We start from the raw sequence: 14532 nt of genomic DNA, 5'->3' as shown, positions 1-14532 counted from the left end.
CAAATCTGCCATCTGCCATCTGCCATCTGCCATCTGCCATCTGCCATCTGCCATCTGCCATCTGCCATCTGCCATCTGCTATCTGCCATCTGCTATCTGCTATCTGCTATCCCCATCCGACCTCTCAGGGCCAAAGGCCCGGCCATCCCTCAGCCCGGGCCACCGGCCCGGGTAAACAGCCCCGCACGATCCGCGGCCTGAAGGGCAGCGATAGGGGAAACTACCACCTCACCTAACACGCCCCCAAACAATCCACCGACCCCATCGCACTTCGTCACCGATGAACCTCCCAACCCATATCGCGGCCCTTCAGGCCGCCATCATCTCCGTATCCATACCCGGGCCGTTGGCCCGGGCTGAGGAATGGTCGGGCCGTTGGCCCTGAAGAACCCGATCACCAAGCCCCGCCGCCCCATCTGACCGTGCCCGATTTCCGATTTCCGATTTCCGATTTCTGACCTCTGACCTCTGACCTCTGACCTCCGTCCTCCGACCTCCGACCTCCGACCTCCGACCTCCACCATCTTCTTTCCCATGTCCGCCCCTGTCCTCGAACTCTTCAAGCTCTCGAAAGCCTACGGGAAGTCCACCATCGTCAAGGAGTTCAACCTCAACATCGCGCCCGGGGAATTCGTCACGCTCATCGGCCACTCCGGCTGCGGGAAATCCACCGTGCTCTCCATGGTCGCGGGTCTCACCCCGGTGACGGATGGCGCGATGATCCTCTCCGGGCGCGAGACCACCGAGGCCGGGCCGGATCGCGGTGTGGTCTTCCAGTCCCCCTGCCTGCTGCCGTGGATGACCGCCTTTGAGAACGTGATGCTCGGCGTGGATCAGGTATACTTCACCGCGCCGAAGGCCGAGCGCCGGGAACTCGCGGAGTACTACCTCACCGTCGTCGGCCTCGGCGGCTCGATGCACAAGTATCCTGGCGAGCTGTCCCAGGGCATGCGCCAGCGCGTCGGCATCGCCCGCGCCTTCGCCCTCCAGCCGAAGATGCTCCTTTTAGACGAGCCCTTCGGCATGCTCGACGCCCTGACCAAGATGGAACTCCAGGAAGTGCTGCTGGAACTGTGGCGACGCAACAAGCTCACCACCCTGATGGTGACCCACGACGTGGACGAGGCGATCTTCCTCTCCGACCGCGTGGTGATGATGACCGATGGCCCCGAGGCGGAGGTCGGCGACATCCTCACCATCCCCTTCGAGCGTCCGCGCGACCGCGCCGCCGTCCTCGCCGATCCCCGCTACCCGGAGATCCGCAATCATCTGCTGACCTTCCTCAACGAGCGCTCCCACATCCGCCCCAGCCGCATCGTCTCCCCGGAGCCGGAAATGATCGCCGCGCCCGAGCACAAGATCCCCGCCGGGGCGACCGCACCGACCGCCTGAGACGGCGGGATTCTCCCCGGAAAAAATTCCGTGGGATTTCCGCACGGATCTCGTTTCAGCGGCGTGATCCTCTCCCGTACCCCACTCCGCCACTCGCTGGCGGCCCTCGCGCTGCTCACCGCCACCTCGTCCGCCCAGGATGCCCTGGAGCCGCTGGTCGTGACCGGCGAGGCGGAAAACCTGCTCGGCGAGGCCGACTCCGCCTCGAAGGGCCAGTCGGACCGCGAGGAACTACTGGAACGCCCGTACCTCCGCCGCGGCGAGCTGCTGGAGGTGGTACCCGGCATGATCGTCACCCAGCACGCGGGCGGCGGGAAGGCGAACCAGTATTTCGTCCGCGGCTACAATCTAGACCACGGCACGGACTTCGGCATCTTCGTCGATGGCATGCCGGCGAACTACCGCGCGCACGGCCACGGCCAGGGCTACGCGGACATGAATTTCCTCATCCCCGAGCTCGTCGGCCGGCTCGATTACGAAAAGGGCCCCTTCGATGCCCGCATGGGCGACCTGACCACGGCGGGCGCGGCGGAGTTCTCGCTGGTGAAGTCGCTCGAGCGCGGCTTCGCGAGCGTCGCCTACGGGGAGGACGACTACTTCCGCTTCGTCATCGGCGACTCGGTGAAGGCAGGCATCGGCACGCTCACCTATGGCGGCGAGGCCACTTACTACAATGGCCCGTGGGTGCTGGAGGAAGACGCGCACCGCTTCAATGGCATGCTGCGCTGGCACACCGGCGACGAGGACAACTTCCTCGACTTCACGCTGCTCGGCTACCAAGCCGAGTGGACGTCCAGCGACCAGATCCCGGAGCGCGCCATCCTAACAGGTCAGCTCGACCGCTACGGCTTCATCGATCCCACGAATGGCGGGCAGTCCCAGCGCTACTCGCTTTCCATGAACTGGGGCCGCCTCGACGGCGACACCCGCTGGCGTGGCAATGCCTACGTCGGCTACTACGATCTCGATCTCTACTCGAACTTCACCTACTTCCTCGACGATGCGGTGAATGGCGACCAATTCCGCCAATCCGACCAGCGCGTCTTCTTCGGCGGCGAAGTCTCGGCGACCTTGGAGAAGCGCAGCCTCTTCGGCGCGGAGACGGATTACACCCTCGGCTTCCAGACGCGGAATGACGTGATCTGGGACCTGGAGCTTGCCCGCACCCGCGCCCGTGCGGACGTGAATCCGATCCGCACGGACGATGTCTTCACCGGCAGCTACTCCGTCTTCGCCGCGACGAAGACGAAGTGGAACGACTGGTTCCGCACCGAGGCCGGCGTGCGTGCGGATGCCTTCCACTTCGACGTGGACAGCGACACCGCGGCAAACAGCGGCAACGAGTGGGACGCCATTGCCGTGCCAAAGCTGAACCTCATCTTCGGCCCGTGGGACAATACCGAGTACTACCTGAATCTCGGCGGCGGCTTCCACAGCAATGACGCGCGCGGGCTTTTCACCCGCATCGATCCGAATGACGGCGTCACCCCGGTCGCGCCCGTCGATCCGCTCGTCCGCACCTGGGGCACGGAGCTGGGCGTGCGCCACCAGTGGGGCGACTGCTTCACCACCACCGCCGCGCTCTGGTATCTCTACAGCGAGTCCGAGCTGCTCTACGTCGGCGACGCGGGGAATGTGGAGGCCGGCCCCTCGACGGACCGCTACGGCATCGAGCTCGCCGGCTACTGGCGTCCGAATGACTGGTTCACGCTCGATGCGGAGGTCGCGCTTTCCCAGGGCCGCTACACCGATACCTCCGCCGGTCCGTGGGTGGAGAATCAGGTACCCTTCGTCATCTCCAGCGGGATGACTCTCGGCGAGGCACTCGGTCCCTACGGGGCGCTGCGCCTGCGCTACTTCTCGGAGCGCCCGCTGACCGCGAACAAGGGCGTAGAGTCCGAGGACTCCCTGCAGGTGAATCTCCGCGCGGGCTATCGCTTGGAGAACTGGGACTTCGCCATCGACGTGCTGAACCTGCTCGATCGCGAGGACAACGACATCGAGTACTTCTACACCTCCCGCCTCCCCGGCGAACCCGCCGCGGGCATCGACGACGTCCACCTCCACCCCGCCGAACCCCGCACCATCCGAGCCTCGGTGACCTACTATTGGTAAGGCCCCGTCATTCTAACAACCATTCGCGAAAGGGGGACTTCACGGTCCCTCTTTTTGCGTGGTGGCGGCACTTGCTCGCACGACGCTGTTTCATTCCGGACCGAGCAGCGATGCGGAAACCAGATTTCCTTCGCCAAAGACGACCGGCAAAACCATCAGTGCGGTCCTCACATTCTCGGGCAAGTCCCCCGCCATGATCGGCTGCTCCGGGCGATAGATCAGATCGTATCCCTGCCGCTTGTCCGTCGAACTACGATGAACATCGTGGAAATCGAAGGCATACAGGCCCCGGCTCGCAAAAGCCTGCCAGTCGCGGTAGTTTCCATCGCCCTTGAAGACCAGTTTCGCACCTCCCGGACGGCTCATGGACAGCCATTCCTGAAGGGCATTGTAGGGAACCACCCCCGCGCCGAAAACCGCCGCGGGAACAGGGCCCGATCCGGCCGAGGAAAAGATCCCGAGCTGACCGGTTTGATCGAGAGCAAACCAGTCGAACTCCATTCCTTCCGCATCTCGCCAGGTGCGCGGCCAATCATGGACGGTGTATGAGGACCAAAGATCCATCAGTCGCGTCATTACGTCCGATCTCGAAATGTCTCCTCGAACGCCCTGAGCGTCCCCTGATCTTCCGTGCCGTCAAACACGGCGAAAACCACCTGGTCGAAAGCACCTGCGAAAGTCGGCCCATCGATCCACTCCTTGAATGCTCCCGCCACCATCCGGGGATCATTGCCAAAGACTCCACAACCCCACGCCCCGAGCAACAGGTTGCGATGACCATGAGCCCGGGCTACGCCAAGCACCTGGCCGCAGCGTCTTTCCAAGGCCACCCGGATCTGATCCTGGGTATCCCCGCGGAGCAGCGCCTGCCTTGCATTCGGTGCGGGAGCCGTGATGACCGAGGCGAGGAATACCTCATCCGGCTCATCCCTGCTCCGGGTCCTGAACCAAGGGACCTGAGGACTGTAGATCAGGTGATCCGTGTAGAGCATGGAAGGCTGGCTACTATTCCTATCGTAGTATTCCTTCTGCGGCAGCAAGCAGTGGTAGAGCGCGGAGCAGCGAGCCAGGTCCTCTTCCTGCGCCTTCGCCCCGTTGATGAAGCCCCCTCCCGGGTGCCTCGCCGAAGCGAAATTCAGCAGCACCAGATCACCGGCTCCCTCCTTCACCATGCGGGACGCTGCGATCTGCGTGGTCTCCGGGGTGACCGTGACCACGGGGCCACTTCCTGGCTGGGCATCGCCCGATCTTTCCATCAATCCTACGGAATCCACCGGCCTGTACAGGCGCGTCCCGGCGACAGCATGGTCCACCGCCTCACGGATATCCACCCACTCGCCGGCCCGATTCCTGTAGCCACCGTTTTCCACAATCTGGAGAACCTCCTCCGCCTTCGCCTTCAACTGCAACCTCATGCACTTGGAATCTACAAGATAGCCTGATCACCCATCACGAACAATCGCGACATTCCTGCATTTCAACCTCCGTCCCAAGCTTGGGACAGGCAGACCAGGCACCCTGCCAACCGCCCCAGCGCACATGACAACCTCACCATGTGGTAATGACAGCTATTCCATATCGAAAAACCGGGCGTATTTACAAATGAGAGACCGGGGCGGATGACTTACGGGGTGAACCCGCAGTTAAACCCAAGAATCTTTCAACGTACTCGCGTCTCGCGGCGATGCCACGGGCGAGGGCAGAGGCCGGCAGGCTTCGCGCTGGTGATCACGCTGTCGCTGATGGTGCTGATGACGATCCTCGCGATCGGGCTGCTCTCGCTTTCCAGCATCTCCCTGCGGTCAAATACCCAGGGCGACGCGCGGAGCGAGGCACAGGCAAATGCCCGCCTCGCCCTGATGCTGGCAATCGGCGAGCTCCAGAAATCCCTCGGCCCGGACCAGGCGATCACGGCGAATGCGGAGATCCACAGCGATACTCCCGGCAAGCCCCGGCTGATGGGCGTGTGGAAATCCTGGGACCTCACGTCTTCCATCCAGGCCCCCGGCGGCTCGCCCGACTACGATGGCGAGAAGGAAAACCGCTTCAAGGGATGGATGGTCTCCACCGCCACCCCGCGCGATGCCACCTCGCTTGGCTTTGCGGACTCCACCTGGGAGCAGGACGCCATCACGCTGGCGGACACCACTTCCTACGGCGGCACCCTGCCCGCCGCCGGTGCGCTGCGTGCCGGCCGGGTCTCCCTCGCGGAGGGTAGCAAGGAGTCCGGCGGCTATGCATGGCATGTCTCGGATGAGTCGCAGAAGTCGCGCATCCTGCTCTTCCGAGATCCCTCGCAGTCGGACACCCTCGCCCGCCAGCGCTCGTTGCTCGCCGGGCATCGCCCCTACACCGCCATGCTCGGCGGCGACCTCGGCTTCCTCGGGAGTGACTCGGACGCGAATGCCTTTGCCACCGCGGACCTCACGGGCCGGAAGGTCACCGGCCTCAACCAAGGCGAGCTGACCGGCCCCGGCGGCATCGACCAGCTGAAGCAGATCCGCGATGATGTGACGCCCTACTCGCTCGGCGTGCTCGCGGACGTGCGGCTCGGCGGCTTGAAGAAGGACCTTTCCTCGATGTTCGAGCTGCCCCAGCCCGCGGGCGGCGCTCCGATCCCCACGGCATTCAACAACAAGGGCCTCTACGCCAGCACCCATGCCGTGGGCGGCGAGTCGGACCCGCAGTGGACGCGCCTCTCCTCCTGCTACAATACCTTCAAGAAGCTCACCACCCCGGACACCCGCCCGACCTTCAATCAGGCGCCGCTGGAGAACGTGATGATCCCGAGCGTGGGCTCGAAGCCCGTGCAGCCGAAGTACTTCACCCCCGGTCCCGTGATCGCAAAGGTGCAGGTGCTCTTCAGCCTGCTGACCCGCCCGCCGCACCACAGTGCTGACAATGGCCAGGACGGGCAGCTCCACATGATCTACACGCCCATCGTCACGCTGTACAATCCCTACAACGTGAGGATCTCCTTCGACATGCTGGAGGTCTCCTTCCAAAGCCTGCCGCTCGGCTTCAATTTCCAGCTCGATGGCGTGGCGCTCAATGGCGGGAATCTCATCCCCTTCAACGAACTCTATGACCAGGGCCGCACCCAAGGCGGCATCGCGAAGTCGATCGTGCTGAAGATCTCGAACTGGCGCAGCTTCGACACCACCGTCACCGAAAGCAACGGCGGCAAGGCCGAGGCACAGATCGAGCGCGAGGCGGACCGCGAAAGCTCCGATCCGAAGAATCCCGTGGTGATGGAGCCGGGACAGACGCTGCTCTGCTCGCCCTTCATCGATCCCACCTCGCAATTCGGCCGCACCGGCTCGCCGAATGCCTTCTTCGACTTCGGCAACCAGCTCACGCGCTCGATCAAGACGAAGCCTGGCTTCTTCGGGAACACGGTGGGCTACGACATCGACTGGCTGAACCGCGCCGTGGTCACCTACCCGCGCCGTCCGAAGAACACCGCCATCGGTGTGACGTGCGGCGTCGCGAATCCCACGCTGGGAGGAAACGCCTCCTTCGAGGTGGCCGCGAAGATCACCGTGAACGGCACCACCCGGAACTACGGTGGCATCCAGATGATCTACCCGACGCTGAGCGACCTGGAGAAGCTGATGAAGCAGACGCGCTTCAGCACCACGGCGCTCGATTCCTTCGTGGCAAACGAAGGCGGCGGCGATGCCATGATCAGCCGCCATGCGAATGCGAAGCCCTTCGCCCTCTTCACCGCCTCGGCACGCACCACCAGCGGCGGCGTGAATGAAGCCGGCGTGCGCTCGCAGACCAGCGCCCCGGGGAACCTGCTGGTGAATGGCATCCACGCGGGCAAGCCCTTCCTCTTCAACAACGCCGCCATCCCGCTCAACTTCACCAACCTGAAGAACGAGAAGGCCGGCGCGCAGTCCTACGAGCTGAGCCTCGAGGGCGTGACCCGCAGCACCGTCTCGAAGCTGCTGCAGAGCGACGCGCGGAACCGCACGCGCTTCATCACCGGGAATACCCCGGACCAGGGCATCAAGTCCGGCAGCATGCTGGAGGTGCCCGGCGGCCCCATGCTGGCCATCTCGGACTTCCGCCGCACGAACGTGCTCGCCAGCGGCTACGCGCCGTATCTCACCCAGCCGATCGGGAATTCCACCGTGCCGCCGGTGATGACCACGTCATCCGCATGGCAGGCGGGCACGGGCTATCGCCTGCTCGATCACTCCTTCCTCGCGAATCACGCGCTCTACGACAGCTTCTACTTCTCCACCTTCGCCACCGATGGCGACCGCAATCCGGAGAAGTGCTTCACCGACTTCATGGATGAGTCGCGTCCGCTGCTCTCGCAGTCCTTCACCCCGCACCTCGCCGTGGGCAAATCGCTGGACGAGGTGAAGTCCGACCTCTTCTCCGGCGGCATGCCCGCGCAGGATACCTATCAGAAGGCCGCCGCCTACCAGATGGTGCGCGGGGCATTCAATGTGAACTCCACGAACGTGAAGGCCTGGAAGGCACGCCTCGCCGCCCTGCGCGAGAGCAGCGTCCCCGTCTTCGATCTCGCTGGCACCGGACTCACCACGGTGGGCACGGAGAACACGCCCCTGCTCTCCATGACGATGCCGAATGCCGGCCTCAGCAATCCCGCCGAGCCCGCCATGACGGACACGGCGAAGGAGACGATGTGGAGCGGATTCCGCCAGCTCAGCGATGCCCAGCTCGACGAGCTCGCCGTCCGCATCGTGGAGCAGGTGAAGGAGCGCGGCCCCTTCCTCTCCATGTCCGACTTCGTGAACCGCCGAATCGGCTCGAATTCCGAGAAGACCCGCCGCGGCGCGCTGGAAGCGGCCATCGAGCAGGCGAAGCTGAATGAGAATGCCTACGCCTCGCAGATCCCCATCACCACCGCGGACATCGGCACCTCGGACTACGGATTTGCCACGCCGGAAGTCGTCACGGGAAATCCCGCCGCGGGCGCTCCCGGGTGGATCACCCAAGGCGACATCCTCAAGCTGCTGGAGCCCGCCGCCACCGTGCGCTCGGACACCTTCGTCATCCGCGTCTGCGGCGAGGCCGTGCGCGATGGCCACGTCACCCGCGCCTACGCGGAGGCAGTCGTCCAGCGCATGCCGGAATACATCGACCCGGCCGACGAGCCGCACGTGAACGCCACCACCTCATCGAACGACGCGAACAAGACCTTCGGCCGCCGCCTGGAGATGATTTCATTCCGCTGGCTTTCGACCGCGGAAATCTGAAATCCTCGACTGCTAACCCAAGCCATGAACCCGACCCGCATCCTTTCACTCGCCGCGGCCTGCCTCATCCCGCTCTCTGCGTCCGCCCAGGAAGACTCCGCCAGCAAGCTCACCGTCCGCGCCTTCCTGAACGACCCGGCGAATCCCGCGACGGAGCTTTTCGCGCCGGACTCGCCGGACCACCTCATCCCGCTGGTGCTCGCGCCCGGCGAGCTGCCCGCAGGACAGGCCGTCGCCCTCATCGACGGGAAGCTGAACATCTACCGCACCGGCACGGCCGACGCCGCCAACCTGCTCGCCTCCGCCACCGTCCCGCCGAACCTGAAGCAAGCGATCGCGATCATCCAGCCGCGCGGCGATACGAAGAAGCCGCCCTGCAGCATCGTCTTCCTGGACGATAGCATCGCGGCCTTCCCGCCCGGCGAATCGCGCGCCATTTCCTTCACCGCACTGCCCATCGCGCTACAGGCCGGTGAGCACAAGATCGCCGTCGCACCCGGCAAGATCACCACCGTCCCTCCTGTCGCGAAGGTCGATCCCTACAACATGGCGCAGACCAATTTCCTCTACAAGGCGGGCGAATCCTGGGTGCCCTTCAGCGAGACGAAGATGAAGTATCTCAAGGAGTACCGGCAGGTCTTCATCTGCGCCGTCCGCCCCGGCACCAAGGTCCCCACGCTCGTCACACTCCTCGACGATACGCCGAAGCCGGTGACACCTTGATCTCATAGGAGACGACGAATCTTCTCTCCAAAAGCGCGCGGCCATCGCTTGGCTGCGCGCTTGTTGTGTACGGAGCGTGATGGTGGTCAACCGGGCCGACTAAAGTCGGCGCTCCGCCTGCGGCAGCCCGGATGAATCTGCCCGATGCTTTCCAACTTGTCCCGGGACCATCCTCGGCTAGGATGAGGCGTTCATGCACGCTCCTGCGCCCAATCACGTTCACCCTGCATCGCGCCTTCGGGCGTGGTGTTGTGACGGTTGGTGCTCGCACCGGCTTGCGGCCTTCCGGGCCTGAGCGGGCAAGCTCTTTGATGCGGGATACTTCCCGAGCTTGCCCTGCCCTGCGTTCCCGTTGAACCCCGCCCTCCGGCATCTGTCGCCGGGGAGGCTCATCATATCTTTTTCAATCCGATGAAACCGTTCCGTTTTTTCGACGCGGCTGAGTACGCCCGTCTCGACCATCTCTCGAAGTCATCCGACACCCATCCCCGCCTGACACCGGCCCAACGTCAGGGCCTCGCCGCCCTGCTGAAGGAAGGCACCACCATCACCGACGCCCGTGAACTCGCCCGGTGCGTGGCACTCGGCGACCGCGTGAAACTGACGTCCCCACATGATGCGGACGACTGGTATGAACTTGAGCTCGTGCTCCCTGCGGACGCCGATGTCGATGCCGACCGCATCCCGCTTTTCACCCCCGTGGGCATCGCCCTGCTGGGTCGCCGCACCGGTGAAATGATCGCGTGGGAAACTCCCGTCGGCACGCGAGAGATGAGCATCACCTCCGTGGTGAAGCTCGTCGCCGCGGGAGCGTGATTCCTCCATCATCCTCCACTCAAGCGCGGGCCATCCATCCGCCCGCGCTTGAGCCGGATGAGAGTGACGGACTAATCGGCTTGCCCCGGAAAGCGCGTACCATTCAGAAAGGCAGCATCATGATCCGCGGACTCGTCATGCTGCCTCTTTCTTTTTGCATGTTATGTGGGTGTGACGATCAGCCACCCCAAGCCACGAACCCTGCTCCCCACCCTACCCAGATGACCCCTTCGGAATGGCCCTTTGACCAAGGGGAAAATGTCTCGGCAATCACCACGCGTCAGGTCATCGACGAAAAGCTACCCGTGCTGATGGCCATCCACTACTCCGACGACCATTCGTGGGCATTCCTTTGCAATACCACCGGGGACCACGCGGATGGCCGGGTGATCAGCATGGGATCTGCCCTGACACTCGACACCACCTTGGAATCGATCGCCGACCTGCCACCCGGTTGGATCGCGGAACGCGACTCGGTAGGAGGCGAGTGGCGAAGATACAAATCGGCGGATCACTGATCTGCCGCCCCGCCCTCCCTCATGTGCGTATCTTTTCTCCGCGAATGCTTCGCTGACTGGCGCTTGCGATGGTCCACCCGGACCACCGCCGAGAGCCGGGCCATCCGCAGGTTCGCGCAGGACGTGCGCTACCGGATCTACCGGCAGGAAGATGAGGCCGCATGCGTGGGGATCTACCGCGCCCTGGAGTCGGGATTTCCCAGCGGGGGAGAGCCGGAATTTCTGGAGAGATTGCGACAGTCGGACCGGTGCATCGTCGTTGCGGAGCGACAGGGCAGCGTCATCGGGATGGGTGGCATATCGATGGAGAGCGAGAATGTCGCCATGCTCTGGTATGGCCTCGTCCTGCCGGAGCATCAGGGCAAGGGCATCGGCACCACGCTCGCGCTGCTCCGCCTGTGCTCGCTGCCGTCCGACGAATTCAACGTCTTCATTTACACGTTGGCGAAACCCCGGACCTTTTACCGTCGGCTCGGCTTCAGCATCTGCTCCGAATGGGGAGACGAACATGGACAGCAACACCCCATCGCGAACCTCCATCTGGGCGGCTTCCGCCGGGACTTCGTCCTCGATATCCTGCGCTCGCGGGGTGTCATCTTCAAAGGCCCGCTGATCCCGTGCATGAAGGACAGCAGCGCCATCGGCCCGATCGCCGGAGAAGATGGGAGCACTCGCGCCCCCGTGGTCACGCCGGGCGAGGAATCGACGGCTTGAAGTCGGCGAACTTCGTGGCAACCTCCCCTCATGAATCCCCGCCTCCAGATCAGCCCCGCGGTGTGTCACGGCAAGCCGGTGATCCGGGGTACCCGGGTGCTGGTCTCCACCATCCTCGGAGCCATGAGCGGGGGCGACTCGCTTGAGACCATCCTGGAGGACTATCCATCGATCACGGCAGAAGACGTGGCAGCGGCGCTGGAGTTTGCCAGTCGGCTTTCTGATTATCAGATCTCCGAATACGAGGCCGTCGCATGACGTTCCTGCTCGACGAAAACTTCCCGAAGGCCGCTGCGGGCCTTCTTGAAGAGGCTGGCCATCAGGTTCTCGACGTCAGGGGAACCGCTGATGAAGGCATTGAAGACCCCTCGTTGTTTTCCAAAGCCCAATCGCATGGCGCGGTTTTATTAACCACTGATCGGGACTTTTTTCATACGGTCCCTCATTTGTTCAGCTCCCATGCCGGGGTCGTGGTCATCGCCCTTCGGCAGCCAAACCGAAACGCAATCTTGTCCCGGCTTCAGTGGTTGCTCGAACGCGTGGACGAGAGCGCATTTGAGAATCGTTGCTTTCAGCTCCGTGATCGGACGTGGGTTACTTTTCCCCCTCTGGCCTGAACCGAAAGAATCACCTCGCCGCAGCAGCCGCCTTCTTCTCCTCCGGGTCCCAGATCTTCACGAAGCCGTTCTTCTCCGAGGTCGCCTGGCGGACGAGGCCGCTGGCGGAGAGGGCGGAGCCGGTGCGGATCGAGTAGCCGCATGCCTGCAGTGACTGGGCGGTCCAGACGTTGCAGATACGAGGGAAGTAGTAGGAGTAGTTCTCCGGGCAGCGGATCAGGCGGCCGTCGCCCCAGCTCGAGGGGCCCACGGTGTCCGGCGTGCCATCGGGCTTCTTCGCCGCGCAGCCATTCAGGAATGCCGCGAGCGCAGGCCCCGACGAGCGCGGCACGTCCGCGATGAAGACTTTCTGGTGATGGCAGACCTGCTCCACCGTCCAGTCGATGGGGATGATCTCCATCACCGACGGCGAGGGCGTGCAGAGCGCGCGGAAGACCTGATACGGGGTGAGCCAACGCTCCTGCACATACGCGGTGCGCTCGCCCCAGCTCATGGTGACCCACTTGTGCTCGCCGATCTCGCGTGGCTTCACGTAGCCGCTCTGCTCCAGCCACTTCAGGTCGAAGACGAGCGCGGTGTGCAGATTGTCCGAGAGCAGGTAGATCGGCACCGTATCCGCCGACGCCGCCACGGGCATCGTGCGCGTCTCCACCCGATGCCCCGCAGCGGCATCCGGCACCGGCAGATGCAGGGTGCAGGACGCCAGCAGGAGCGCGGGCAGCAGCAGGAGGCGGCGGAGCAGCGACATGGTGCGGGCGGAAATAACTTCCCCGGACAGCCGGATCAAGGCGTGCCGAAGGAGCAGATGTATTCGCAGTGCTCACCCGTCACGCGGATGGTGAAGCCACTGTCGCCGGGCACGTCAAAGGAGCTGCCGGCGGACACCGCGAGCGTCTCCGTGGTGCCATCCAGCACGACTTCGCAGGAGCCGGCCGTGATCTCCATCACTTCCGGAGCAGCCGTGCCGAAGTGGAACTCACCCGGGAAGATGACGCCGAGCGACTTCTTCCGGCCGTCCGCGAGGATCAGCGAGTGGGAGATGACCTTGCCGTCGAAATAGACATTGGCCTTCGTCGCGACGGACACGCCGTCAAAGGAGGTGGGAAACGAGCTCATGTTCGGAAGATGGATTTCAGTGGGCAGTGTGAAACGATGGCGAGGGCGGCTTTCCCCGTGGCTGCCGCGGTGTCACCACCGCGACCACGGGAACAGGCGGGCAGCCCCCACCCGGACGGGATCAGAGGATATCGAGGAGTTCCACGTCGAAGACCAGCATGCCAGCAGGCGCGCCCGGAGGCGGATTCGTGCCATAGGCGAGATTCGCCGGGATCCAGAAGCGGCGCTTCTCCCCACCCACCATGAGCTGCACGCCCTCGGTCCAGCCCGCGATCACGCGGTTCAGCGGGAAGACTACCGGCTCGTCGCGGAGCACGGAGCTGTCAAAAAGCTCACCGGCGGTCGTCCAGCCGGTGTAGTGGACTTCCACCTGGTCGGTGGCCTTCGGGTGGCGGCTGCCATTGCCCGGCGAGAGCACCTTCGAGGCGAGGCCGCTGGCGGTGGTGATCGCATCGGCCGGCGGGGCGGCCACGTCTTCCGGCACCGGCGGCGGCTCGGGGGCCTTCTTGATTTCGAAGAGCTCGACGTCGAAGACCAGCATGCCCGCAGGTGCTCCGCGGCGCGGGTTTTCGCCATACGCGAGGTTCGCCGGGATCCAGAAGCGGCGCTTCTCCCCGGTGACCATGAGCTGCAGGCCCTCGGTCCAGCCGGCGATGACGCCATTCAGCGGGAAGGAGATCGTCTTGCCGCGCTCCACGGAGCTGTCGAAGAGCTTCCCGTCCGTCGTCCAGCCCGAGTAGTGGACCGTGACGGTGTCGGCCGGGCCCGGATTTTCCGTGCCGGTGCCAGCTTCGATGAGTTTCGACGCCAAGCCCGTGGGGCTCGTGATGGCATCGGCGGGCGGGGCGGCTACGTCGGCAGGTGCGGCGGGCATGGGCCGGGAGGTTTGGCCCGGAGTGCCAGCCTGTCAATCCGCCGAATCCGCCGATTGTGTCTCACTCACCGCCAGCTTGCGGTCGATGAAGAAGGGGCCGAAGGGAAGAACCGAGGCGAGGAATGCCAGACCCGACTGCTTGGTCGTGAGTGCCTTGCTCCCCCATGCTTGGAAAAGCACGAAGAGGAAGAGGAAAAACAGCACCGCATGGATCACGCCGGGGATGAAGACGATCTCCGGCTTGTCCGCCACGCGCTTGATCACCGAACAAGCGAGAAGAACCAGGAACGAAAGTCCTTCCACCATGCCGACAATGCGGACACGGCCTACGGGGTCGCGGAGATCAGGTGCGCTCATGACGGCGCTGAAGGGAGCAGCACGGGGGACGATGTCAATCATCCGGAGGCCGG

Annotated in this window: 15 protein-coding genes; 9 read left to right on the top strand and 6 right to left on the bottom strand. The window is 64.1% G+C overall.

The features are described 5' to 3' along the window. Positions 1 to 534 precede the first annotated feature (534 nt). Positions 535 to 1392: an ABC transporter ATP-binding protein gene (locus OKA04_RS08720; RefSeq protein ID WP_264500763.1), complete on the top strand. Its 858-nt coding sequence runs from the start codon at positions 535 to 537 to the stop codon at positions 1390 to 1392. A gap of 63 nt (positions 1393 to 1455) precedes the next feature. Further along, positions 1456 to 3507 (top strand): TonB-dependent receptor, encoded by a 2052-nt coding sequence (locus OKA04_RS08715; RefSeq protein WP_264500762.1) that lies wholly within the window; start codon positions 1456 to 1458, stop codon positions 3505 to 3507. Between the two features lie 90 nt (positions 3508 to 3597). Here OKA04_RS08715 and OKA04_RS08710 read toward each other — a convergent pair whose 3' ends face one another. Together OKA04_RS08710 and OKA04_RS08705 are read right to left on the bottom strand one after the other, a co-directional pair. Further along, positions 3598 to 3873 (bottom strand): hypothetical protein, encoded by a 276-nt coding sequence (locus OKA04_RS08710; RefSeq protein ID WP_264500761.1) that lies wholly within the window; start codon positions 3871 to 3873, stop codon positions 3598 to 3600. 209 nt (positions 3874 to 4082) lie between these two features. After that, a complete protein-coding gene (locus OKA04_RS08705; RefSeq protein ID WP_264500760.1) occupies positions 4083 to 4922 on the bottom strand; it encodes a TIGR02452 family protein in 840 nt (279 codons plus the stop codon). Between the two features lie 309 nt (positions 4923 to 5231). On the opposite strand from OKA04_RS08705, the gene OKA04_RS08700 reads away from it, so the two are divergent. The 7 genes from OKA04_RS08700 (at position 5232) to OKA04_RS08670 (ending at position 12132) form a co-directional block, all read left to right on the top strand. Then, entirely contained in the window at positions 5232 to 8744 is a 3513-nt protein-coding gene (locus OKA04_RS08700; RefSeq protein WP_264500759.1) for a hypothetical protein, read from the top strand. A 24-nt stretch (positions 8745 to 8768) separates the two neighbouring features. Then, positions 8769 to 9467 (top strand): hypothetical protein, encoded by a 699-nt coding sequence (locus OKA04_RS08695; protein WP_264500758.1) that lies wholly within the window; start codon positions 8769 to 8771, stop codon positions 9465 to 9467. Positions 9468 to 9878: 411 nt separating this feature from the next. Beyond that, a complete protein-coding gene (locus tag OKA04_RS08690) occupies positions 9879 to 10283 on the top strand; it encodes a GreA/GreB family elongation factor (RefSeq protein ID WP_264500757.1) in 405 nt (134 codons plus the stop codon). Positions 10284 to 10504: 221 nt separating this feature from the next. Beyond that, positions 10505 to 10801 (top strand): hypothetical protein, encoded by a 297-nt coding sequence (locus OKA04_RS08685; protein WP_264500756.1) that lies wholly within the window; start codon positions 10505 to 10507, stop codon positions 10799 to 10801. Between the two features lie 21 nt (positions 10802 to 10822). Then, positions 10823 to 11515 (top strand): GNAT family N-acetyltransferase, encoded by a 693-nt coding sequence (locus tag OKA04_RS08680; protein WP_264500755.1) that lies wholly within the window; start codon positions 10823 to 10825, stop codon positions 11513 to 11515. A gap of 30 nt (positions 11516 to 11545) precedes the next feature. Continuing rightward, positions 11546 to 11773, top strand: coding sequence for a DUF433 domain-containing protein (locus OKA04_RS08675; protein ID WP_264500754.1), 228 nt, complete (start codon positions 11546 to 11548; stop codon positions 11771 to 11773). Next, positions 11770 to 12132 (top strand): DUF5615 family PIN-like protein, encoded by a 363-nt coding sequence (locus OKA04_RS08670; protein WP_264500753.1) that lies wholly within the window; start codon positions 11770 to 11772, stop codon positions 12130 to 12132. Before OKA04_RS08675 ends, OKA04_RS08670 begins: the two co-directional genes overlap by 4 nt. 10 nt (positions 12133 to 12142) lie before the next feature. Here OKA04_RS08670 and OKA04_RS08665 read toward each other — a convergent pair whose 3' ends face one another. The 4 genes from OKA04_RS08665 to OKA04_RS08645 all read right to left on the bottom strand — a co-directional run bounded on the left by OKA04_RS08665 (position 12143) and on the right by OKA04_RS08645 (position 14479). Continuing rightward, positions 12143 to 12880, bottom strand: a complete 738-nt coding sequence (locus tag OKA04_RS08665) for a DUF2459 domain-containing protein (protein ID WP_264500752.1) — start codon at positions 12878 to 12880, stop codon at positions 12143 to 12145. A 35-nt stretch (positions 12881 to 12915) separates the two neighbouring features. Next, complete coding sequence (gene ppnP, locus OKA04_RS08660; RefSeq protein WP_264500751.1) at positions 12916 to 13248, bottom strand: pyrimidine/purine nucleoside phosphorylase; 333 nt, start codon at positions 13246 to 13248, stop codon at positions 12916 to 12918. Between the two features lie 121 nt (positions 13249 to 13369). After that, positions 13370 to 14122, bottom strand: a complete 753-nt coding sequence (locus tag OKA04_RS24625; RefSeq protein ID WP_343226876.1) for an FKBP-type peptidyl-prolyl cis-trans isomerase — start codon at positions 14120 to 14122, stop codon at positions 13370 to 13372. A 33-nt stretch (positions 14123 to 14155) separates the two neighbouring features. Continuing rightward, positions 14156 to 14479, bottom strand: coding sequence for a DUF3817 domain-containing protein (locus OKA04_RS08645; protein ID WP_264500750.1), 324 nt, complete (start codon positions 14477 to 14479; stop codon positions 14156 to 14158). Positions 14480 to 14532 lie beyond the last annotated feature (53 nt).

Origin of the sequence: Luteolibacter flavescens (assembly GCF_025950085.1) — a bacterium.
GTDB classification, from domain to species: Bacteria; Verrucomicrobiota; Verrucomicrobiia; order Verrucomicrobiales; family Akkermansiaceae; genus Haloferula; species Haloferula flavescens.
The sequence above is the reverse complement of the archived record's forward strand: the minus strand, read 5'-3'. Positions and strand labels throughout refer to the sequence as shown.